This window comes from Pseudomonas sp. DCB_BI (genome assembly GCF_026240995.1).
Taxonomy (GTDB): Bacteria; Pseudomonadota; Gammaproteobacteria; order Pseudomonadales; family Pseudomonadaceae; genus Aquipseudomonas.
Genome location: NZ_JAPFCG010000022.1, coordinates 69,077 through 90,776 on the forward strand (window position 1 = coordinate 69,077; position 21,700 = coordinate 90,776).

12 protein-coding genes are annotated in these 21,700 nt (G+C 63.8%); 3 read left to right on the plus strand and 9 right to left on the minus strand.

All coding sequences use genetic code 11. The annotated features are described in order from the left end of the window. Nucleotides 1-250 precede the first annotated feature (250 nt). Genes ccoP through ccoN form a run of 4 tightly spaced genes read right to left on the minus strand, consistent with a single transcriptional unit; the run spans nt 251 to nt 3,435 of the window. Nucleotides 251-1,192, minus strand: a complete 942-nt coding sequence (ccoP, locus tag OO258_RS22070) for a cytochrome-c oxidase, cbb3-type subunit III (RefSeq protein WP_266032588.1) — start codon at nt 1,190-1,192, stop codon at nt 251-253. Beyond that, the gene (locus OO258_RS22075) at nt 1,189-1,383 is read right to left on the minus strand and encodes a cbb3-type cytochrome oxidase subunit 3 (RefSeq protein ID WP_266032591.1); all 195 of its coding nucleotides are present in this window, start codon (nt 1,381-1,383) and stop codon (nt 1,189-1,191) included. The genes ccoP and OO258_RS22075 overlap by 4 nt, the downstream gene beginning before the upstream one ends. A gap of 5 nt (nt 1,384-1,388) precedes the next feature. Beyond that, a complete protein-coding gene (gene ccoO, locus OO258_RS22080; protein ID WP_110747989.1) occupies nt 1,389-1,997 on the minus strand; it encodes a cytochrome-c oxidase, cbb3-type subunit II in 609 nt (202 codons plus the stop codon). A 13-nt stretch (nt 1,998-2,010) separates the two neighbouring features. Beyond that, the gene (gene ccoN / locus OO258_RS22085) at nt 2,011-3,435 is read right to left on the minus strand and encodes a cytochrome-c oxidase, cbb3-type subunit I (RefSeq protein ID WP_110747986.1); all 1,425 of its coding nucleotides are present in this window, start codon (nt 3,433-3,435) and stop codon (nt 2,011-2,013) included. Nucleotides 3,436-3,485: 50 nt separating this feature from the next. Here ccoN and OO258_RS22090 point away from each other — a divergent pair, with 50 nt between their 5' ends. Next, nucleotides 3,486-4,178 (plus strand): alpha/beta family hydrolase, encoded by a 693-nt coding sequence (locus OO258_RS22090; RefSeq protein WP_266032595.1) that lies wholly within the window; start codon nt 3,486-3,488, stop codon nt 4,176-4,178. Nucleotides 4,179-4,291: 113 nt separating this feature from the next. On the opposite strand, the gene OO258_RS22095 is transcribed toward OO258_RS22090, so the two are convergent. Both OO258_RS22095 and OO258_RS22100 read right to left on the minus strand, forming a co-directional pair. Next, nucleotides 4,292-4,576 carry a pyrimidine/purine nucleoside phosphorylase gene (locus OO258_RS22095; RefSeq protein WP_054894773.1) on the minus strand — a complete coding sequence of 95 codons (285 nt, stop codon included), beginning with the start codon at nt 4,574-4,576 and terminating at the stop codon, nt 4,292-4,294. Between the two features lie 75 nt (nt 4,577-4,651). Continuing rightward, nucleotides 4,652-5,203, minus strand: coding sequence for an exonuclease domain-containing protein (locus OO258_RS22100; protein WP_266032606.1), 552 nt, complete (start codon nt 5,201-5,203; stop codon nt 4,652-4,654). 171 nt (nt 5,204-5,374) lie between these two features. Here OO258_RS22100 and OO258_RS22105 point away from each other — a divergent pair, with 171 nt between their 5' ends. After that, the gene (locus OO258_RS22105; protein ID WP_266032675.1) at nt 5,375-6,184 is read left to right on the plus strand and encodes a substrate-binding periplasmic protein; all 810 of its coding nucleotides are present in this window, start codon (nt 5,375-5,377) and stop codon (nt 6,182-6,184) included. 1 nt (nt 6,185) lies between these two features. Here OO258_RS22105 and OO258_RS22110 read toward each other — a convergent pair whose 3' ends face one another. Next, nucleotides 6,186-6,716 (minus strand): RNA polymerase factor sigma-70, encoded by a 531-nt coding sequence (locus OO258_RS22110; RefSeq protein ID WP_110747973.1) that lies wholly within the window; start codon nt 6,714-6,716, stop codon nt 6,186-6,188. Nucleotides 6,717-7,021: 305 nt separating this feature from the next. On the opposite strand from OO258_RS22110, the gene OO258_RS22115 reads away from it, so the two are divergent. Continuing rightward, nucleotides 7,022-19,975 carry a non-ribosomal peptide synthetase gene (locus OO258_RS22115; protein ID WP_266032611.1) on the plus strand — a complete coding sequence of 4,318 codons (12,954 nt, stop codon included), beginning with the start codon at nt 7,022-7,024 and terminating at the stop codon, nt 19,973-19,975. 42 nt (nt 19,976-20,017) lie between these two features. Here OO258_RS22115 and OO258_RS22120 read toward each other — a convergent pair whose 3' ends face one another. After that, the gene (locus OO258_RS22120; protein WP_266032614.1) at nt 20,018-20,719 is read right to left on the minus strand and encodes an ATP-binding cassette domain-containing protein; all 702 of its coding nucleotides are present in this window, start codon (nt 20,717-20,719) and stop codon (nt 20,018-20,020) included. After that, the gene (locus OO258_RS22125; RefSeq protein ID WP_266032617.1) at nt 20,719-21,462 is read right to left on the minus strand and encodes a hypothetical protein; all 744 of its coding nucleotides are present in this window, start codon (nt 21,460-21,462) and stop codon (nt 20,719-20,721) included. The genes OO258_RS22120 and OO258_RS22125 overlap by 1 nt, the downstream gene beginning before the upstream one ends. Nucleotides 21,463-21,700 lie beyond the last annotated feature (238 nt).

Genomic DNA, 21,700 nt, shown 5'->3' on the forward strand with positions numbered 1-21,700 from the left:
TCGAGCGCCGCCCGCGCGGCGCTTCGCGGGGCAAGCCCGCTCCCACATTTGTTTCGGGCCAGTTATGTCTGTGACAGGCGCGCGCGACGGCCTTGTTTGTACGACGCGATATTGCGCCGTGCGCCAAAGCGTTCGCGCGCAAATCCCACAGAAATGATTGGCCCGAAACAAATGTGGGAGCGGGCTTGCCCCGCGAAGCGCCGCGCGGGCGGCGCTCGATCTCACAGGCGCCAAATCCCTTTCGGCGAACTCACTTGGCAGTCACAGCCTCAGCCGAACCACCCTGCGACAGGCTATACACGTAAGCCGCCAGCAGGTGCACCTTGTCATTGCCCTGGATCTCGGCCTGCGCCGGCATCTGCCCCTGGCGACCATAACGAATGGTCTGCTGCAGCTGGGCAAAGCTCGAGCCGTAGATGAACGCCTGCGGGTGGGTCAGGTTCGGTGCGCCCATGGCGGGCGTACCTTTACCTTCCGGTCCGTGGCAGGCCACGCAGTTGGCGGCGAAGATCTTCTGCCCGTTCTCCACATCGGCCTTCGCGCCCTCAGGCAATGTGCGGCCATCGAGTTGGCTGACCACGAACGCAGCCACGTCGGCAACGCCCTGATCACCGATCACCTCGGCCCAGGCCGGCATCACGCCATGACGACCGCCCATGATGGTGGCCTTGATGGTTTCCGCCTCGCCGCCCCAGCGCCAATCCTTGTCAGTGAGGTTGGGGAAGCCAAAGGCACCCTTGGCGTCCGAGCCATGGCACACCGAACAGTTGGAGGCGAACAATCGGCCGCCCATCTTCAGCGCTTGCGGGTCCTTGGCCACTTCTTCCACAGGCATGGCGGCGTACTTGGCGAAGATCGGCCCGAACCTGGCATCGGCCTTGTCCATTTCCTTCTGCCATTCGTTGGCGCCGGTCCAGCCATTTTCATAGCCCGGCAGGATGCCTTTCCAGTTGCCCAGGCCCGGGTAGAGGATCAGGTAGCCGACCGAAAACACCAAGGTGCCGACGAACAGCCAGAACCACCACTTGGGCAGTGGATTGTCGTACTCCTCGATACCGTCGAAGCTGTGGCCCATGGTTTGGTCGGTGCTGCTGTTGCTCTGGCCCTTGCGGGTGGCAAGCAGCAGCCAGGTCAGGCCAATCAGGCTACCGATGGTCAGTACGCAGATGTACGTACTCCAGAAGGTGGTCATTGCCCGTTTCTCCTTTTTGCAGCAGGTTCCTGCCCGGCAGCGGGCAGGTGGTCGTCGACGAAGGGCAGCAGGCGCGCTTCGGCGAAATCACGGTCGCGGCGGCGGTTGAATACCCACAGGGAGAGGCCGATGAAGGCGATCATCACCACCAGGGTGCCCAGGCCGCGGATCATGCCGATGTCCAGTTCCATCGCACTCACCTCTTGTTCTTGATCGCGGTGCCAAGCACCTGCAGGTAGGCGACCAGCGCGTCCATTTCGGTCTTGCCCTTGACCGCGTCGCGGGCCCCGGCAATGTCGTCGTCGGTGTATGGCACGCCGAGGGTGCGCAGGGTGCGCATCTTGACGTCGGTGTGGCTGTTGTCCACCTGTTCTGCGACCAGCCATGGGTACGACGGCATCTTCGATTCCGGCACCACGTTGCGCGGGTTGTACAGGTGCGCACGGTGCCAGTCGTCCGAGTACCGGCCACCGACCCGGGCCAAGTCCGGCCCGGTGCGCTTGGAGCCCCACAGGAACGGGTGGTCCCACACGCTTTCACCGGCCACCGAATAGTGGCCGTAGCGCTCGGTTTCGGCGCGGAACGGGCGGATCATCTGCGAGTGGCAGCCCACGCAGCCTTCGCGGATGTAGATATCGCGGCCTTCCAGCTGCAGCGCGGTGTAGGGTTTCATGCCTTCGACCGGCTTGTTGGTGACGTCCTGGAAGAACAGCGGGACGATCTGGGTCAGGCCGCCGATACTGACGGCGAACACCATCAGCAAGGCCAGCAGGCCGACGTTTTTCTCGATGACTTCATGTTTCATCGGGGGGTTCTCCTCAAGCCAGCTGGGCGTTCGCAGGGGCGACATCAAGTGCTGGCGAACGCACGGTGCGCCAGGTGTTCCAGGCCATCAGGAACATGCCGCTAAGGAAGATCGCACCACCGACGAAGCGCACGATGAAGCCTGGGTGGCTGGCTACCAGGGTTTCCACGAACGAGTAGGTGAGGGTGCCGTCGCTGTTCACCGCGCGCCACATCAGGCCCTGGGCGATGCCGTTGACCCACATCGAGGCGATGTACAGCACAGTGCCGATAGTGGCCAGCCAGAAGTGCGCGTTGATCAGGCCGATGCTGTACATGCGCTCCTTGCCGAACACTTTCGGGATGGTGTGGTACAACGCGCCGATCGAGATCATCGCCACCCAGCCCAGGGCGCCGGCGTGAACGTGGCCGATGGTCCAGTCGGTGTAGTGGGACAGCGCGTTGACGGTCTTGATGGCCATCATCGGGCCTTCGAAGGTGGACATGCCGTAGAACGCCAGCGATACCACCAGGAAACGCAGGATCGGGTCGCTGCGCAATTTGTGCCAGGCACCGGACAGGGTCATCATGCCGTTGATCATGCCGCCCCAGCTTGGCGCCAGCAGGATCAGCGACATCACCATGCCCAGCGACTGCGCCCAGTCAGGCAGGGCGGTGTAGTGCAGGTGGTGCGGGCCGGCCCAGATGTACAGGGTGATCAGCGCCCAGAAGTGCACGATCGACAGGCGATAGGAATACACCGGGCGTTCGGCCTGCTTGGGCACGTAGTAGTACATCATCCCCAGAAAGCCTGCGGTCAGGAAGAAGCCTACCGCGTTGTGGCCGTACCACCACTGCACCATGGCGTCGGTGGCGCCGGCATAGACCGAGTACGACTTGGTCAGGCTGACCGGCAGCTCCAGGTTGTTGACGATGTGCAGCATCGCCACGGTGAGGATGAACCCGCCGAAGAACCAGTTGCCCACGTAGATATGCTTGGTGTTGCGCTTCATCAGCGTGCCGAAGAACACGATGGCGTAGCACACCCAGACAATGGTGATCAGAATGTCGATCGGCCATTCCAGTTCGGCGTATTCCTTGGAACTGGTGTAGCCCAGTGGCAGGGTGATGGCCGCCAGCAGGATCACCAGTTGCCAGCCCCAGAAGGTGAACGCGGCCAGGCCGGGTGCGAACAGGGTGGTCTGGCAGGTGCGTTGCACCGAATAATAGGAGGTGGCAAACAGCGCGCAGCCGCCGAAAGCGAAGATCACCGCATTGGTATGCAGGGGGCGCAGGCGGCCGAAGCTGGTCCAGGGGAGGTCGAAGTTGAGGGACGGCCAGGCGAGCTGGGCGGCGATGAAGACGCCGAGCCCCATCCCGACGATTCCCCACACCACCGTCATGATGGCGAATTGGCGGACCACCTTGTAGTTATAGGCGGTACTGCTGGTTGTGTTCATGTATGGGTTCCCATCCACGGTTATTTGGCAGGCTTTACAGCGAGGCAAGCATGATTAATGGGCAAAGTGCCGGTATTGACGGGGATCAATGGGCGAAGGTCGCAAATGTCCCAGGCTTGCGCTGCGATCTTGCGCAGGATGAAAGTAAGGACGGCTACAAGGGCTGCCTGATCCTGGCCCATGGCGCCGGTGCGCCGATGGACAGCGGGTTCATGGACGAAATGGCGCAAAGGCTTGCGGCACTTGGGGTGGCGGTGGTGCGCTTCGAGTTCCCGTACATGGCCGAGCGCCGGGTTGGCGGTGGCAAGCGGCCGCCGAACCCGCAGAAGGTGTTGCTGGAATGCTGGCGCGAGGTGTACCGGCAGGTGCGACCTTTGGTCACGGGCAAGCTGGCCGTGGGTGGCAAGTCGATGGGGGGGCGCATGGCCAGCCTGCTGGCTGACGAGCTGGGCGCGGATGCGCTGGTGTGCCTGGGGTATCCGTTCTATGCGGTGGGCAAGCCGGAGAAGCCGCGGGTCGAGCACCTGGCGGAGTTGAAGACGCCGACATTGATCGTGCAGGGCGAGCGCGATGCGCTGGGTAACCGCGAAGCAGTGGCGGGCTATGCGTTGTCGCCAGCGATCGAGGTGAGCTGGCTAGTGGCGGGGGACCATGACCTGAAGCCGTTGAAGGCCTCGGGGTTCAGCCATGAGCAGCATTTGCAGGCGGCGGCTGAGCGCGTTGCTGAGTTCCTGAAGGATTAGTGCTGGACCCTTCGCGGGTAAACCCGCTCCCCCAAGAAGGTCACCGTTTCCGAAGACGGTGATGCACCTGTGGGAGCGGGTTCACCCGCGAAGAGGCCGGCACAGGCTGACGCTTAGTCGCGGTACTCGCACAGGTAAGCGGTATCTACCTTCACCTGCAGCTGGAACTTGCTGTCCGCCGGCACATTGAACTTGTCACCGGCATTGAAGGTTTCCCAGTTGTCGCTACCTGGCAGTTTCACGATCAACGCACCCGACACCACGTGCATGATTTCACGCTTGGCGGTGCCGAACTCGTATTCGCCCGGGGCCATTACGCCGACAGTGGCGGGGCCTTCTTCGCCCGCGAATGCGATCGACTTGACGGTGCCGTTGAAGTACTCGTTGACCTGGAACATGGGCGACTCCTGAAAAGGGGTGATGAAAAAAGGGCTGGCCAGTATGCCCAAGCCCACAATCCCCGTCATCTGCTTTCAGGGCCCTTCGGCGGGCAGGCTCAGCGGCAACAGCCGAGCCGTGTTGCGAGCGTCCTCCAGGGCGCGATGCTGTTGCCCGCAAAAGTGCATGCCGGCCAGTTGCAGGGCACTGTTCAGGCCGGCGGGGCGCTGCAGGTGACGGGCCTTGGCAAAGCGTTGCTTGAGGTTGATGTGCGGCAGTGTGCGCAGCAGGCTGTCGAGCCCGTGCTGCTGCCATTCCTGGTGCAGCTGCTGGCGGTCGTAGTCGCCCCAGCTGACCCACGCCTGCAATTGCTCACGATGCTGTCCAAGCCAGCTTTCGAACCCTGCCCACGCTTCGCGAAACGGCCGGGCACTGTCCACCTCGGCCTGGCCGATGTGGGTCAGCGCGCGGCAGAACGTGGTCAGTTGCGGACGCCGCCGTGGCCGCACGAAACACTGGAAATGGTCAACCTCACGGCCTTCGCGGGTGACCAGGCTCGCGCCGATTTCAATGACTTCCATCTCTGCGACCGGCCATCCACCCTCGTCGGTGGTGGCTTCCAGGTCGATCACCAACCAGTGGCCCATACCAGGCTCCCTTGCAAACCCAGCTAGAGCGTAGCCAAACTCAGCGCATCCGGCACCCTATGGCATTTTGCCGCCTGCTTTGGCAAAAAGAGCAGGCACCAGCAGTTGTGCCGTACCCGGAAAACGCCTAGCTTAGGCGGACCCAGGCATGAACCGTGATGAGTGTCCGTCTTGACTCCAGCGCCCGGCCTAAAGGCCTTGTCCACTCTGATGCTGCTGGCCGTGTGCTGCTTGGCGGCACCGGCATGGGCCGCAGATGGCGTTGAAGTGAAGATTGGTGCGGCGCATTTCCCGCCGTATACAGTGCGCCCCGAGCAAGGCGCCGATACCGGCCTGCTGCCGCAACTGGTCGACGCACTCAACCGCGCACAACAGCGCTACCATTTCGTCCTGGTACCCACGTCCATCCAGCGCCGGTTTGGTGACTTCCAGCAGGGCCGTACCGACATGGCCATCTTCGAGAACCCGCAATGGGGCTGGGAACAGATCCCACATCAGAGCGTGGACATGGGCCTGGAGGACGCTGAGGTGTTTGTCGCGCGCAAAGCCAATGGGCGGGACCCGCATTACTTCGATGACCTGAACGGCAAGCGCCTGGCGCTGTTCAACGGCTACCATTACGCGTTCGCCGGTTTCAACTCGGACCCGGCCTACTTGCGCAAGGCCTACCGCGCTACGCTGACCTATTCCCACGACAGCAACCTGCTGATGGTGCAGGCAGGGCGTGCCGACATCGCGTTGGTCACGCGTTCCTACCTCAGTGACTTTCTGGCGCGCAACCCGGCCAGCCAGGCGCAACTGGTGCCTTCACGGCGCATCGATCAGGTCTATCACCATTACGCCTTGTTGCGGCCCGGCAGCCCCATCGGCGAGCAATCGTTCGCCGAACTGCTACGCGGGCTGCGCGACAACGGCGAGCTGGCGCGGATCTTCGAGCCATACCGCATCACCGTCAGCGCGCCCAGGGCGCTTGAGGAATGACTCAGGCCTGCCGGTTGGTGGTCTTGCGGCAATGCACCAGGGCGTCGCGAATCATGAAGTTGACCAAGGTCGGCGATACCCCCAGCTCCTTGGCAATGTCCTTCTGCGGTACGCCATGCAGGCGGTACATCTCGAAGGCATAGCGGGTGCGCTGCGGCAGCTCGTTCAGCGCCTCGGCAATGTCGTCCAGCGCGGCAAGGTTGATATGGGTGGCTTCCGGCGAGGCGTTCTGGATCACCACATTCAGGCCTTCCTCTTCGCTGCCGGAGTACTTCAGCTCCATGGCCTGCTTGCGGTAGTGGTCGATCGCCAGGTTGCGCACGATCTGGAACAGGTAGCTTAGCTGCGCCTTGAACGACGACGTGATTTGTGGGGCGGCGCCGAGCCGGAAGAATGCGTCCTGCACCACATCCTCGGCGCGCGAGCGGCAGCCGGTAATGCGCGCGGCGATCTTGACCAGGATGCTGCGGTTGTCGACGAAGGCCTGCAGTAATGGTGAATCGCACTTACTTGTGGATAGTTGTTCCGCCATGGAAATCACCTTGTCACAGAGGGGAGAGGAGGCACCCCAGGCTGGGAAGCTTCCTACGACGTGCGACAAGCTATTCAGAATGATAATGATTGTCAAATACGAAACGAAATTAGTATCTGTATCTTTCAGTTCTAAGCCCGCTATGTGAAACAGTTCACCCCTTGGCCTGTCTGCCCCTGCGCAATCGCTTTAATTTCTACCCCCGCCCATCCGTTCCCCTGTGTACATCCTCGGCCACCCAACGCTGCCCGCCCGTGTTTGCGGCGCAGCCGGCTCGCCCCAACAGACACTGGCAGGAACACCCCATGACGGACGCCTTCGAACTCCCGCTCTCGCTGGTCCAGGCCCTGGCGCAACGCGCCGCGCAGACCCCGGACAGGATTGCCCTGCGCTTTCTCGCCGACGCCCCCGGCGAGCAGGCCGTGCTCAGCTACCGGGACCTCGACCAGCGTGCCCGTGCCATCGCCGCCGCCTTGCAGGCGCGCGCCGGCTTCGGTGATCGAGCCGTGCTGCTGTTCCCCAGTGGGCCGGACTACGTGGCGGCCTTCTTCGGTTGCCTGTACGCGGGTGTGATTGCAGTGCCGGCCTACCCGCCGGAATCCGCGCGGCAGCACCACCAGGAACGCTTGCTGTCGATCATCGCCGACGCCGAGCCGCGCCTGCTGCTGACGGTGGCGGCGCTGCACGACAGCCTGCAAGGCCTGGAGGCGCTTGCGGCAGATGATGCGCCCGAGCTGCTGGCAGTGGACGGCCTGGACCCGGCGCTGGCCGCAAGCTGGCAAGCACCTGCACTCAAGGGTGATGATATTGCCTTCCTGCAGTACACCTCGGGTTCCACTGCGCTGCCCAAGGGCGTGCAGGTCAGCCATGGCAACCTGGTGGCCAACGAGCAGCTGATCCGCCAAGGCTTTGGCATCGACCTCAACCCCGATGATGTGATCGTCAGCTGGCTGCCGCTGTATCACGACATGGGCCTGATCGGCGGCCTGTTGCAGCCAATCTTCAGCGGTGTGCCCTGCGTGCTGATGTCGCCGGGTTACTTCCTCGCCCGGCCGTTGCGCTGGTTACAGGCCATCAGCGAATACGGCGGCACCATCAGCGGGGGCCCCGACTTTGCCTACCGCCTGTGCAGCGAGCGGGTCAGCGAGGCTTCGCTGGCAGGGCTCGACCTGAGCCGCTGGCGTGTAGCGTATTCGGGCTCCGAGCCCATTCGCCAGGACAGCCTGGCGACCTTCGCCGACAAGTTTCAGGCCTGCGGCTTCGACCGGCAAAGCTTCTTTGCCAGCTATGGCCTGGCAGAAGCCACCCTGTTTGTCAGCGGCAGCCGCCGTGGCCAGGGCATCGCGGCGCTGGAGCTGGACGCCGCGGCCTTCGCCGCCAACCGCGCCGAGCCGGGCGCGGGCAGCGTGCTGATGAGTTGCGGCTACCCGCAGCCGGGGCATGCGGTACGCATTGTCGAGCCGCAGCAACTGCAAGTGCTGGGTGACAACCAGGTTGGCGAAATCTGGGCGGGTGGCCCGAGTATTGCCCTGGGTTACTGGCGCAACCCCGAAGCCAGCGCCCGCACCTTTGTCGAAATGGACGGCCAGACCTGGCTGCGTACCGGCGACCTGGGCTTCATGCGCAACGGTGAAGTGTTCGTCACCGGGCGCTTGAAAGACATGCTGATCGTGCGCGGGCAGAACCTGTACCCGCAGGACCTGGAAAAAACCCTCGAGCGTGAAGTCGACGTGCTGCGCAAAGGTCGGGTGGCCGTGTTTGCCGTTGAGCACCTGGGCGAGGAGGGCATCGGCGTAGCGGTGGAAATCAGCCGCAACGTGCAGAAGGCACTCGAACCCCAGGCGCTGATCAAGACCCTGCGCCAGGTGATCGCCGACGCCTGCCGCCAGGCGCCGGCGGTGGTCCTGCTGCTGAACCCCGGTGCGCTGCCGAAAACCTCCAGCGGCAAGCTGCAGCGTTCGGCTTGTCGCCTGCGCATGGACGATGGCAGCCTGGATTGCTACGCCCGGTTCCCTGAATTGAGCGAGGCGGTTGCCGCTGATGCAACGGGTGATGAATTGCAGGCACGCATCGCTGCCGTTTGGCGTGATGTGCTCAAGGTGCCGACGGTGGCGGCAGACGACCACTTCCTGCTGCTGGGCGGCAACTCCATCGCCGCGACCCAGGCCACTGCGCGCCTGAGCGATGAACTGGGCACCCCGCTGAACCTGCGCACCTTGTTCGAAGCGCCAGTGCTGGCCGACTACCGCCAGGCCGTGGCCGCAATAATCGCCGAAGGCAATCAACAGGCGCCAGCCATCGCCAACCTGGCGCGCAACCAGGCACTGCCTCAGTCGCTGGCGCAAAACCGCTTGTGGCTGCTGTGGCAGCTGCAACCGCAATCGGCGGCCTACAACATTCCGGCCGGCCTGCACCTGCGTGGCGAACTGGATGAACGTGCCCTTGAAGCGGCGTTCCAGGCACTGGTGGCGCGCCATGAATCGCTGCGTACCGTGTTCAGTGAAGAGGGCGGCCAGGCGTTGCAATTAGTCTTGCCACCGCAGCCGTTCGTCCTGTCACGGCTGGACCTCGAAGGGCAACCCTGCGAAGAGGTTACAGCCCAGCGTGAAGCCGAGGCTCGCCAGCCTTTCGACCTGACCCAAGGCCCATTGCTGCGGGTGACGCTGGCCCGCCTGGATGACGAAGATCATCAACTGTGGGTGACCTTGCACCACATCGTTGCCGACGGCTGGTCGCTGAACATCCTGCTCGATGAGTTCGCCAAACTGTACGCTGCCCATTGTCAGGGGCTAAAGGCCAACCTGGCGCCGCTGACCCTGGGTTATGCCGACTATGGCAACTGGCAGCGCCAATGGCTGGCCGAGGGTGAGGCCGAGCGCCAGCTGCACTACTGGAAAGCCCACCTGGGTGACGAGTTGCCGGTGCTCGACCTGTGTACCGACCACCCACGCGCCAACCAGCGCGAACACAGCGCGGCACGGTTGACTATGAAGGTGCCAGCCAAGCTCACCGATGCTCTCAAGGGCCTGGCTCGCGAACAGCAGGCCAGTTTGTTCATGGTCCTGCTGGCCGGCTGGCAGGCGCTGCTGCAGCGATACAGCGGCCAGGCGGACATCCGCGTCGGCGTGCCCAACGCCAACCGCCCGCGCCAGGAAACCCAGGGCATGGTCGGTTTCTTCATCAACACCCAAGTACTGCGCGCGCAGCTCGATGGCCGGCTGCCGTTCGACCACTTGCTGGCCCAAGTGCGCCAGGCCACGCTGCAGGCCCAGGCCCACCAGGACCTGCCGTTCGAACAACTGGTCGAAGCCCTGCCCGAGGCCCGCGAACAGGGCCTGTTCCAGGTCATGTTCAACCACCAGCAGCGCGACCTGTCAGCGCTGCGGCGCCTGCCGGGGCTGCTGGCCGAGGAGCTGCCGTGGCACAGCCGCGAAGCCAAGTTCGACTTGCAGCTACACAGTGAAGAAGACCACCTGGGCCGCCTGAGCCTGGCCTTCGACTATGCCGCCGAATTGTTCGACGCCAGCACCATCAAACGGCTGGCCGGTCATTTGCTGGCGCTGCTGGAGCAGGTGTGCGCAGCACCCCAGCGGGCGTTGGGCGAAGTGCAGTTGCTCGACGAGCCTGGCCGTGCCCAGCTGTTGGGGTGGGGCCAGGCAACGGCCCCTGCGCCGGGGCAGCTTCTGGTCGAGCAGCTGAACGAGCAGGCACGCCTGACCCCGCAGCGCACCGCCCTGGTATGGGAGGGGGGCAGCCTGGATTACACCGGGCTGCACCAGCAGGCCAACCGCTTGGCCCACTACCTGCGCGACAAGGGGGTAGGGCCTGATACCTGCGTGGCGATTGCCATCGAGCGCTCGCCGCAGTTGCTGGTTGGCCTGCTGGCCATTCTAAAGGCGGGTGGCGCCTATGTGCCGCTGGACGTCGATTACCCGGCCGAACGCCTCGCCTACATGCTCACCGACTGCAATGCCGGCCTGCTGCTGAGCCACAGCAACCTGCTGGGCCAGCTGCCGCAGGTTGACGGTGTCAGCGCCATCGCGCTGGACCAGCTGCACTTGGACAGCTGGCCCAGCCATGCCCCCGGTTTGCACTTGCACGGGGACAACCTGGCCTACGTGATCTATACCTCCGGCTCTACCGGCCAGCCAAAGGGCGTGGGCAACACCCACGCGGCGCTGGCCGAGCGTTTGCAGTGGATGCAGGCGACTTACGCGCTGGCTGACAGCGACGTGTTGATGCAGAAGGCGCCGATCAGTTTCGACGTTTCGGTGTGGGAGTGCTTCTGGCCATTGATCACGGGTTGCAAGCTGGTGCTCGCTGGCCCAGGCGAACACCGTGACCCGCAGCGCATCGCCGAACTGGTGCAAACCCATGGCGTGACCACGCTGCACTTCGTGCCGCCGCTGTTGCAGATGTTTGTCCAGGAGCCGAAAGTGGCTGCCTGCAGCAGCCTGCGCCGGTTGTTCTCGGGTGGCGAAGCCTTGCCTGCCGCACTGCGTGATCAGGTGCTGCAGCTGCTGCCGCAGGTGCAACTGCACAACCGTTACGGCCCGACCGAAACCGCCATCAACGTTACCCACTGGCACTGCCAGGCGGGGGATGGTGAACGCTCGCCGATTGGCCGCCCGCTGGGCAATGTGTTGTGCCGAGTGCTGGACGACGAGCTTGAACTGACTGCGCCCGGCGTGGCGGGTGAGTTGTACCTTGGCGGAGCGGGCCTGGCCCGCGGTTATCTGGGGCGCCCAGGCCTTACCGCCGAGCGCTTCGTGCCGCAGGCCGATGGCAATGGCGAACGCCTGTACCGCAGTGGTGACCGCGCCCGATGGCTGGTGCAGCTGGAGGCGCTGGAGTACCTCGGCCGCCTCGACCAACAGGTAAAAGTGCGGGGTTTTCGCGTCGAACCCGAAGAGGTCCAGGCCTGCCTGCTGGCGCAGGCGGGGGTCGAGCAGGCGTTGGTGCTGATCCACAAGGACGCCATTGGCGCGCAGCTGGTCGGCTATTACAGCGGTGCTGCCCAGCCTGAAGCGCTGTTGGCGGTGTTGACTGGGCAACTGCCGGCATACATGGTGCCGGCCCAACTCATCCCGCTGGCGCAGATGCCACTGGGCCCCAGCGGCAAGGTCGACCGCAAGGCGCTTCCGGCCCCGGTGTGGCAGCAGCGTGAACACGTCGAACCGCAAAGCGGACTGCAACAGCAAGTGGCTGCGATATGGCGCGAAGTGCTGAACCTGCCGCGGGTCGGCTTGCAGGACGACTTCTTCGCCCTCGGCGGCCACTCGCTACTGGCCACCCAGGTCGTCTCCCGCACGCGCCTGGCCTGCGACGTCGAACTGCCGCTCAAGGCGCTGTTCGAAGCCAGCGAACTGGGCGCTTTCTGTGCCGAGATTGCGCGTATTCACGCTGCGGGTGAGCGTAACCTGCAGGGTGAAATCGCCCGCGTCGACCGCCGCCAGGCGGTGCCGCTGTCGTACTCGCAGCAGCGCATGTGGTTCCTCTGGCAAATGGAGCCGGACAGCCCGGCGTACAACGTCGGTGGTATGGCGCGCCTGCGCGGCGCCCTGCATGTGGACGCCTTCGAGCGCGCGTTGCAGGCGCTGATCGTCCGCCACGAAACCCTGCGTACCACCTTCCCCAGCATCGACGGGGTGCCTTACCAGTGCGTAGCCGAGGACGGCGGCCTGCACCTCGACTGGCAGGACTTCAGCGCGATGCCTGCCGATGCCCGCCAGCAACGCCTGCAACAACTGGCCGACGATCAGGCGCACCAGCCGTTCGACCTGGAGCGCGGGCCGTTGCTGCGCGCCTGCCTGGTCAAGGCCGAGGAGCGCGAGCACTTCTTTGTCCTCACCCTGCACCACATCGTCACCGAAGGTTGGGCCATGGACATCTTCGCTCGCGAGCTGGGCGAGCTGTACGAGGCCTTCGTCGATGACCGCGAGTCGCCATTGGCGCCACTGCCGGTGCAATACCTGGACTACAGCGTGTGGCAGCGGCAATGGCTGGAAAGTGGCGAGGGCGCCCGCCAGCTGGCCTATTGGAAGGACCGCCTGGGTGATGAGCACCCGGTGTTGGCGTTGCCCGCAGACCGCCCGCGCCCGGCCGTGCAGAGCCACCGTGGCGAGTTGTATCGCTTTGAGCTCGACCCGGCGCTGGTCGCTCGCGTGCACGCGTTCAACAGCCAGCGTGGCTTGACCCTGTTCATGACCATGACCGCCACCCTGGCTGCCTTGCTGCACCGCTACAGCGGCCAGCGCGACCTGCGCATCGGCGCGCCGGTGGCCAACCGCATCCGCCCGGAGAGCGAAGGCCTGATCGGTGCCTTCCTCAACACCCAGGTGCTGCGTTGCGAGCTGGACGGGCAGATGACCGCCAGTGAACTGCTGGAGCAGCTGCGTGAGGTTGCCATTGAAGGCCAGTCGCATCAGGACCTGCCGTTCGACCAGTTGGTAGAGGCCCTGCAGCCGCCACGCAGCAGTGCCTACAACCCGCTGTTCCAAGTGATGTGCAACGTGCAGCGCTGGGCCTTCCAGCAAAGCCGCACGCTGGCCGGCATGCAGGTGGATTACCTGGTCAACGATGCCAGCGCCACCAAGTTCGACCTGTACCTGGAAGTGACCGACCTGGACGGCCGCCTGGGCTGCTGCTTTACCTACAGCCGCGACCTGTTCGACGAGCCGCGTATCGCACGCATGGCCGAGCACTGGCAACAGCTGCTGATCGGCTTGCTCGACAACCCGCAACACCGTCTGTGCGAACTGCCAATGTTGAGCCGTGCCGAGCAACAGGCGCTGGTCGGCCAATTGCAGGGCGAACACGATTTCGACCTCGGCCAGACCCTCCACGGTCTGTTCGCCGCCCAGGCCGCAAGCACGCCGCAGGCGGGTGCGCTGACCTTCGCCGGCCAGCACCTGACCTACGCCGAGCTCGACCAGCAGGCCAACCGCCTGGCGCGTGCCTTGCGTGAACGGGGTGTCGGCCCGCAGGTACGGGTGGGCCTGGCGCTGGAGCGGTCGCTGGAAATGGTCGTCGGCCTGTTGGCCATCCTCAAGGCTGGTGGCGCCTACGTGCCGCTCGATCCTGAATACCCGCTCGACCGCCTGCGCTACATGATCGAAGACAGCCGCATCGGCCTGCTGCTGAGCCAGCGGGAACTGCTGCAAACCCTGGGTGAACTGCCTGAGGGCGTGGCGCGCTGGAGCCTGGAGGATGACGCCGCCAGCCTGTCGGCCTACAGCGATGCGCCGCTGGATAACCTGAACCTGCCGCAGCACCAGGCTTACCTCATCTACACTTCCGGCTCCACCGGCAAGCCCAAGGGGGTGGTGGTCAGCCATGGCGAATTCGCCATGCACTGCCAGGCGGTGATCGACGCGTTCGGCATGCGCAGCGATGACTGCGAGCTGCACTTCTATTCCATCAACTTCGACGCTGCCAGCGAGCGACTGTGGGTGCCGCTGCTGTGTGGTGCCCGGGTGGTGCTGCGTGCCCAAGGCCAGTGGGGCGCCGAGGAAATCTGCCAACTGGTGCGTGAGCAGCAGGTGAGTATCCTTGGCTTTACGCCGAGCTACGGCAGCCAGTTGGCCCAGTACCTGGGCGGGCAGGGCGAACAACTGCCGGTGCGCCTGGTGATCACTGGTGGCGAGGCGCTGACCGGCGAGCACCTGCAGCGTATCCGTCAGGCATTTGCGCCGCAGCAGTTCTTCAATGCCTACGGCCCGACCGAAACCGTGGTCATGCCGCTGGCGTGCCTGGCACCCGAGGTGCTACCGACGGAGCTCGGCAGCGTCCCGATCGGCCGCGTCATCGGTAGCCGCACGGCGTATATCCTCGATGAAGACCTCGCCCTGCTGCCACAAGGCGGGATCGGCGAGTTGTATGTCGGCGGTGCGGGCCTGGCCCAGGGCTATCATGACCGCCCGGGCCTCAGCGCCGAGCGTTTCGTCGCCGACCCGTTCAGCAGCGAAGGCGGGCGGCTGTACCGCACCGGCGACCTGGTGCGGCTGGGCACTGATGGCCTTGTCGAGTACGTTGGCCGTGCCGACCAGCAGGTGAAGATTCGCGGCTTCCGCATCGAACTGGGCGAAATCGAGAGCCGCCTGCAGGCACATGCCGATGTCGACGAAGCCGTGGTGCTTGCCCTGGATTTGCCGGGCGGCAAACAATTGGTGGGCTACCTGGTGTGCAAGCAGGCCGCAGCCAGTGCCGCGGCGCAAAGCCTGTTGCGCGAAGCGGTGAAAGCCGATGCCCGCCAGCACCTGCCGGACTACATGGTGCCTGCGCACCTGGTGTTGCTCGGCAGCCTGCCGCTGATGGGCAATGGCAAGCTCGACCGCCGCGCCCTGCCGCCGCCGGACCTGGATCAGGCGCGCCAGCAATACCAAGCCCCAGGCAATGAGGTGGAAGCGCAACTGGCGCAGATTTGGCGCGATGTGCTCAACGTTGCCCGGGTCGGCGTGCAGGACAACTTCTTTGAACTCGGCGGTGACTCGATCCTGTCGATCCAGGTGGTCAGCCGGGCCCGTCAGGCTGGGTTGCAGTTCACCCCGCGCGACTTGTTCCAGCACCAGACTGTACAGACCTTGGCGGCGATCGTGCAGCAGGGCGAAACCGCCAGCAGCATCGACCAGGGCCTGCGCCAGGGCCAGGTCGGCCTGACACCGATCCAGCACTGGTTCTTCGACAGTGAAGTGGCGCAGCCGCAGCACTGGAACCAGGCTGTATTGCTGGAGGCGCGCCAGCCGCTGGATGCAACAGTGCTGGAGCAGGCCTTGGCGGCGCTGGTGCAGCACCACGACAGCCTGAGGCTGCGTTTCAGCGAGGCGAGTGGGCGTCGCCAGGCCCGGTACGCCCAGCCTGCCGCCGAGCAGCTGCTGTGGACCGCTACCGTCGCTGACTTCGCTGATTGCCAACCGCTCTACACCGACGTGCAGCGCAGCCTCGACCTGGAGCAGGGGCCGCTGCTGCGCGCCTTGCTGGTGCGCGACGGCCAAGGGAGCCAGCGCCTGTTGCTGGCGATCCATCACCTGGTGGTCGATGGCGTGTCCTGGAGGGTGCTGCTGGAAGACCTGCAGGCGCTTTATCGCGGTCAGCCGCTGCCAGCCAAGACCCATGCCATGAGCGACTGGGCCGCACGGCTGGCCAGCTATGCTGGCAGCGATTCGCTGCGCGACGAGCTGGCGTGGTGGCAAGGGCAACTGGGCGGTGTGCGCCGCGAATTGCCGTGCGATCACCCGCAGGGCGGCAACCTTCACCGCCACGCCCAGACCTTGGCCATCGGCCTGGACGTGGAGCAGACCCGGCAGTTGCTGCAACAGGCGCCGGCGGCCTACCACACCCAGGTCAACGACCTGCTGCTGACCGCGTTGGCGCGCGCCCTGTGCCGCTGGAGCGGGGACGAAGCAGTGCTGGTGCAACTGGAAGGCCATGGCCGCGACGGGTTGTTCGAAGACATGGACCTGACCCGCAGCGTCGGCTGGTTCACCAACGCCTATCCGCTGAGCCTGCGCCCGCACCCAGGCGAAGACGATGCGGCGCGGGCCGGCTCGATCAAGCGGATCAAGGAGCAACTGCGCCAGGTGCCGCACAAAGGGCTGGGTTACGGCGTGCTGCGCTACCTTGCCGACGATGCCGGGCGCGAGCAGATGGCCGCCTTGCCGCAAGCGCGCATCACCTTCAACTACCTGGGCCAGTTCGACCAGCAGTTCGACAGCGCGGCGCTGTTCCAGCCGCTGGATGAAGCGGCCGGCCTGGCCCATGACCTCGATGCGCCACTGCCCAACTGGCTGAGTGTCGATGGCCAGGTGTACGGCGGTGCCCTGCAACTGCGCTGGACCTTCAGTGCCGAGCGCTATGACGAGCACACCATCGCCAACCTGGCTGAGGCCTACCGGCAGGAGCTGCTGGCACTGGTTGCGCACTGCCTGACCGAAGGCAACGGCAGCTTCACCCCGTCGGACTTCCCGCTGGCACACCTGAGCCAGGAGCAGATCGACGCACTGCCGGTCCCGGCCGCGCAGATCGAGGATGTCTACCCGCTGACGCCGATGCAGGAGGGGATGCTGCTGCACACCCTGCTGGAACCGGGCACTGGCCTGTACTACATGCAGGACCGCTACCGCATCAACAGCCCGCTCGACCCCGAGCGTTTCGCCCAAGCCTGGCAGGCGGTGGTGGCGCGCCACGAAGCGTTGCGCGCCTCGTTCAGCTGGAACAGTGGCGAGGCGATGCTGCAGATCATCCACAAGCCGGGCAACCTGGCGGTCGACTACCAGGACTGGCGTGGCCTTGCTGACGATGCCCAGGAGCAGCGTCTTCAGGCCCTGCACAAGGAGGAGCGCGAGGCCGGTTTCGCCTTGCTCCGTGAGGCACCGTTCCACCTGCGCCTGGTGCGCGTGGCTGACGAGCGCTACTGGTTCATGATGAGCAACCACCACATCCTCATCGATGCCTGGTGCCGCTCGCTGCTGATGAACGACTTCTTCGAGGTCTACCAGGCCCTCGGCGAAGGCCGCCAGGCACAACTGCCGGTACCGCCGCGTTATCGCGACTACATTGGCTGGCTGCAACACCAAGGCCTGGACGACGCGCGCGCCTGGTGGCAGGCCAACCTGGCCGGCTTCGAGCGTGCCACTGCGATCCCCAGCGACCGCCCATTGCGCCATGACCACGCCGGCAGCGGCATGGTCGTCGGCGACTGCTATACCCGGCTGGAAGCCAGCGACGGCGTGCGTCTGCGTGAATTGGCCCAGGCCCACCAGCTCACCGTCAACACCTTCGCCCAGGCGGCCTGGGCCCTGGTGCTGGCGCGCTACAGCGGCGACCGCGACGTGGCCTTTGGCGTGACCGTGGCCGGGCGCCCGGTGAGCATGCCGCAGATGCAGCGCACTGTTGGCCTGTTCATCAACAGCGTGGCCCTGCGCGTGCAGTTGCCCATCGCTGGTGAGCGTTGCAGCGTACGCCAGTGGCTGCAGGGCCTGCTGCAAAGCAACATGGAACTGCGCGAGTACGAATACCTGCCGCTGGTGGCGATCCAGGCGTGCAGCGAGCTGCCAAAGGGCCAGCCGCTGTTCGACAGCCTGTTCGTGTTCGAGAACGCACCGGTGGAAACCGCCGTGCTCGACCACGCGCAGCACCTTAACGCCAGCTCCGATTCGGGGCGAACCCACACCAACTTCCCGCTGACCGCAGTGTGCTACCCGGGTGATGACCTGGGCCTGCACCTGTCGTTTGACCAGCGTTATTTCGACTACCCGACCGTCGAGCGCCTGCTGGCCGAGTTCAAGCGCCTGCTGTTGGCGCTGGTGCAGGGCTTTGACGGCGAAGTGGGCGAACTGCCGTTGCTCGGTGCCGAAGAACAACGTTTCCTGTTGCAAGACTGCAACCGCACCGAACGGGCTTATCCGCTGGAGCACAGCTACGTCGCCCAGTTCGAAGCCCAAGTTGCCGCGCATCCACAACGTACCGTGGCCCGCTGCCTGGGCGCGTCCTACGACTACGCTGGTTTGAACCTGGCGGCCAACCGCCTGGGCCATGCCCTGGTCGCGGCGGGCGTGGGGGTGGACCAGCCGGTGGCACTGCTGGCCGAACGCGGCTTGCCGCTGCTGGGCATGATCGTCGGCAGCTTCAAGGCCGGCGCTGGTTACCTGCCGCTGGACCCTGGCTTGCCGGCAGCCCGCTTGCAAAGCATCATCCAGCTCAGCCGCACGCCAGTGTTGGTGTGCAGCGCGGCCTGCGCCGAGCAGGGGCGGCAGTTGCTGGGTGAGCTGGAGGCTGCGCTGCGGCCGCAACTGCTGGTCTGGGAAGACGTCCAGGCCAACCCGATCGCAAGCCACAACCCCGGTATCCACAGTGGCCCGGACAACCTCGCCTACGTGATCTACACCTCAGGCTCGACCGGCCTGCCGAAAGGGGTGATGGTCGAGCAGCGCGGCATGCTCAACAACCAGCTCAGCAAGGTGCCTTACCTGGCGCTGAGCGAGCAGGACGTGATTGCCCAGACCGCCTCGCAAAGCTTCGACATCTCGGTCTGGCAGTTCCTGGCTGCGCCGCTGTTCGGCGCTCAGGTAGAGATCGTGCCTAACGCCATCGCCCACGACCCGCATGGCCTGCTGGCGCACGTGCAGGCCACCGGCATTACCGTGCTGGAGAGCGTACCGTCCCTGATTCAGGGCATGCTGGCCAGCGACCACCAGGCCCTCGACGGCCTGCGCTGGATGCTGCCGACCGGCGAGGCCATGCCACCGGAGCTGGCGGCGCAGTGGCTGCAGCGCTACCCGCAGATCGGCCTGGTCAATGCCTATGGGCCGGCTGAGTGCTCGGATGACGTGGCGTTCTTCCGCGTCGATGCCGCCTCGACCCAAGGCAGCTACCTGCCAATTGGTACGCCCACCGATAACAACCGGCTGTACCTGTTCGGCGAGGACCAGAAGCTGGTGCCGCTGGGGGCAGTGGGTGAGTTGTGCGTGGCCGGCACGGGCGTGGGTCGTGGCTATGTCGGTGACCCGGTGCGCACAGCGCTGGCGTTCATCCCTCACCCTTATGGGGCGCCGGGCGAACGTCTGTACCGCACGGGCGACCTGGCGCGGCAACGCCCGGACGGCGTGCTGGAATATGTCGGGCGCATCGACCACCAGGTGAAGATTCGCGGCTATCGCATCGAACTGGGCGAGATCGAGGCCCGGTTGCATGAGCAGGTGGAAATTCGCGATGCCGCCGTGGGCGTGCAGGAGGGCGTGAACGGCAAGCATCTGGTTGGCTACCTGGTGGCGCATCAGGGCGTCAGTGCCGATGCCGCAATGCTGGAGCAGGTCAAGCAACGGCTGCGTGCCGAGTTGCCGGAGTACATGGTGCCGTTGCACTGGGGCTGGTTCGACAGCTTGCCGCACAATGCCAACGGCAAGCTCGACCGCAAGGCCCTGCCATCCATCGACATCGGCGCCCAGCACAGCCAGGCCTATCTGGCGCCACGCAACGAACTGGAGGACCTGTTGGCGGGTATCTGGGCCGATGTGCTCAAGGCAGAGCGGGTGGGGGTACACGACAACTTCTTCGAGTTGGGCGGCCATTCATTGCTGGCCACGCAGATCGCTTCGCGGGTGCAGAAGCAGCTACAGCTGAACGTGCCGCTGCGGGCGATGTTCGAGTGCAGCACGGTGGAGGCGTTGGCCGAGTATGTACAGGGGCTGCAGGGCAGTGCGCTGGATGATGACAAGGTCGACCGGCTCAGTGACCTGATGGCGGAGCTTGAGGGACTTTGATGGGCAGGGGCGCTTGGCGCCCCCTCTCAATGGCCACGGTACCTAGATCGAGGCATTGATAAAGGCTTCATCCAGTGATTTGGCATGGTGGCGTTCCATGAACTGTCCACCACTGTCAAACGCTTCCAGTCGCTTGTTTGCGAGCATATAAAAGCGCTGGCAATTTTTCGTGATTTCCTCTGTGTAATGAGAAGCTATCAGCACGCTCGCGCCTTCCGCGCACGCGCTTTTTATACCGAGCCATATATAATGTCGAAATTCAGGGTCTACGCCAGCCGTTGGCTCGTCAAGAATGATCAAGTCACTGTTTAAAAGCAGCAAGGTCAGCGTGAAGTAGCTGCGAATTTCACCGTAGCTGCAATTGGCGGCTTTTTTCTTGGCGATTTCTGCATATCGCTTGGACAGTGACGGGGACCATTTGGCTAGTTTCGAGAGAATCTCTGTGTGATCTGGGGAAGCATTGGGGGTCAGGCTGGTGATTAGCTTGCCCGCTTCGTTCATGCGGAGCAATGGGGGCGGTGTAAGGATTTGCGTCAAATAGGCCTGACGCCTGGATAAATTGGAAATGGCGCCTTTTGCCGGTTTCTTTATTTTACAGATGAGGTCGAAAAGGGTTGTCTTTCCGGCCCCGTTGTTGCCCAGAATGCCGACCAGTTCCCCCGCTTGTATAGTGAGTTCAATGTCGTTCAGTAGCGGATTTCCGCTGTATCCGAATTGAAGTTTGTTGATAGTTAAAATGTCCATCAGTATCGGCTCCAGATGGGTTGGATTCTGAAATACCTTCCGGTCAGGTAAGTCGCGGTTGCAGAGGCCGAGAGTGCAATCAGGAAACTGTTGAGAAGGGGCATTTCGCCATGGAAGATCTGCGCGCTTAGAAAGAGCGGGTTGATCAGCGTTAGCGCCTGCGCAGCATCGTGCCCCAGCGTGGCGCCGGTGTATCCGGAAACCAGCATGAGGAATGACAAGAGTGAAAAAAGTGTGCTGGCCGTGCTGAATTTGATCGGCAGCGCAGCGATCCCCAGGCCGAGACAGGTGAACATGAGGTAGCTGGTGTAAAAACATGCCATCAGATAGAGGTATTCAGGAAGTGAGTAGTGACCTCGTAGGGGTTTGGTCAAGAGATAGAATAGTGTGGCGTAAAGCAAACTCAGTAATAAATAACTGAGTGTGTGGGCCGTCAGGAATAGCTTGATCGCGCCGTGTTGGTAGATGAAGGATCGGGTAAAGCCACTTTCCCTCCTGCCGATGAGGTAAAAGCTGAATCCAAAGAACGCGAGGGTGGCAGAGATGTATGAGTAGAACCAGGCGGCTGAAGCGGTATAGGTTGCGGCCGCATGCGTCGGGTTGGTGATGATGAAGAGTATGCAAGGGGCCAGCGCTGACCAGAGGAGCGATGTGGGCTCCCTTAAATGCTCAGTGGTCAGGATTCTTGTAATGGCGATGACTTTTTTATGCTGCGTATAAAAGTGCGTTGATTTTGAGCTCATGGGAATAGCTCCATCTCGTTGTTTTTGTTATGGCTCGACAGGTGCGGCATCAGGAGGTTTAGGCGTTCAAGTATTCAATGTCAATCTTTCGATGGGGGTGGAGGCGCTTGGAGTGGTATCGAGGCGTTTGGTTTACAGCTGTTTTCGTGGGGAAGGTCTTCAGAAGGATCTTACTTAAATCTGATAATGATTTTCAGTTTCTAGTGTTTCTTCTATTTGTGTAAGAGGTTTCTGGTTC

Bases quoted from the DNA above. Each gene is read 5' to 3' on its own strand.
- OO258_RS22095 (WP_054894773.1), bottom strand. From the start codon at position 4,576: ATGTTCCAGGTCAACGAGTACTTCAACGGCACCGTCAAGTCGATCGCA.
- ccoN (WP_110747986.1), bottom strand. From the start codon at position 3,435: ATGAACACAACCAGCAGTACCGCCTATAACTACAAGGTGGTCCGCCAA.
- OO258_RS22115 (WP_266032611.1), top strand. From the start codon at position 7,022: ATGACGGACGCCTTCGAACTCCCGCTCTCGCTGGTCCAGGCCCTGGCG.
- OO258_RS22110 (WP_110747973.1), bottom strand. From the start codon at position 6,716: ATGGCGGAACAACTATCCACAAGTAAGTGCGATTCACCATTACTGCAG.
- OO258_RS22075 (WP_266032591.1), bottom strand. From the start codon at position 1,383: ATGGAACTGGACATCGGCATGATCCGCGGCCTGGGCACCCTGGTGGTG.
- OO258_RS22090 (WP_266032595.1), top strand. From the start codon at position 3,486: ATGATTAATGGGCAAAGTGCCGGTATTGACGGGGATCAATGGGCGAAG.
- ccoP (WP_266032588.1), bottom strand. From the start codon at position 1,192: ATGACCACCTTCTGGAGTACGTACATCTGCGTACTGACCATCGGTAGC.
- OO258_RS22100 (WP_266032606.1), bottom strand. From the start codon at position 5,203: ATGGGCCACTGGTTGGTGATCGACCTGGAAGCCACCACCGACGAGGGT.
- OO258_RS22120 (WP_266032614.1), bottom strand. From the start codon at position 20,719: ATGGACATTTTAACTATCAACAAACTTCAATTCGGATACAGCGGAAAT.
- OO258_RS22125 (WP_266032617.1), bottom strand. From the start codon at position 21,462: ATGAGCTCAAAATCAACGCACTTTTATACGCAGCATAAAAAAGTCATC.
- ccoO (WP_110747989.1), bottom strand. From the start codon at position 1,997: ATGAAACATGAAGTCATCGAGAAAAACGTCGGCCTGCTGGCCTTGCTG.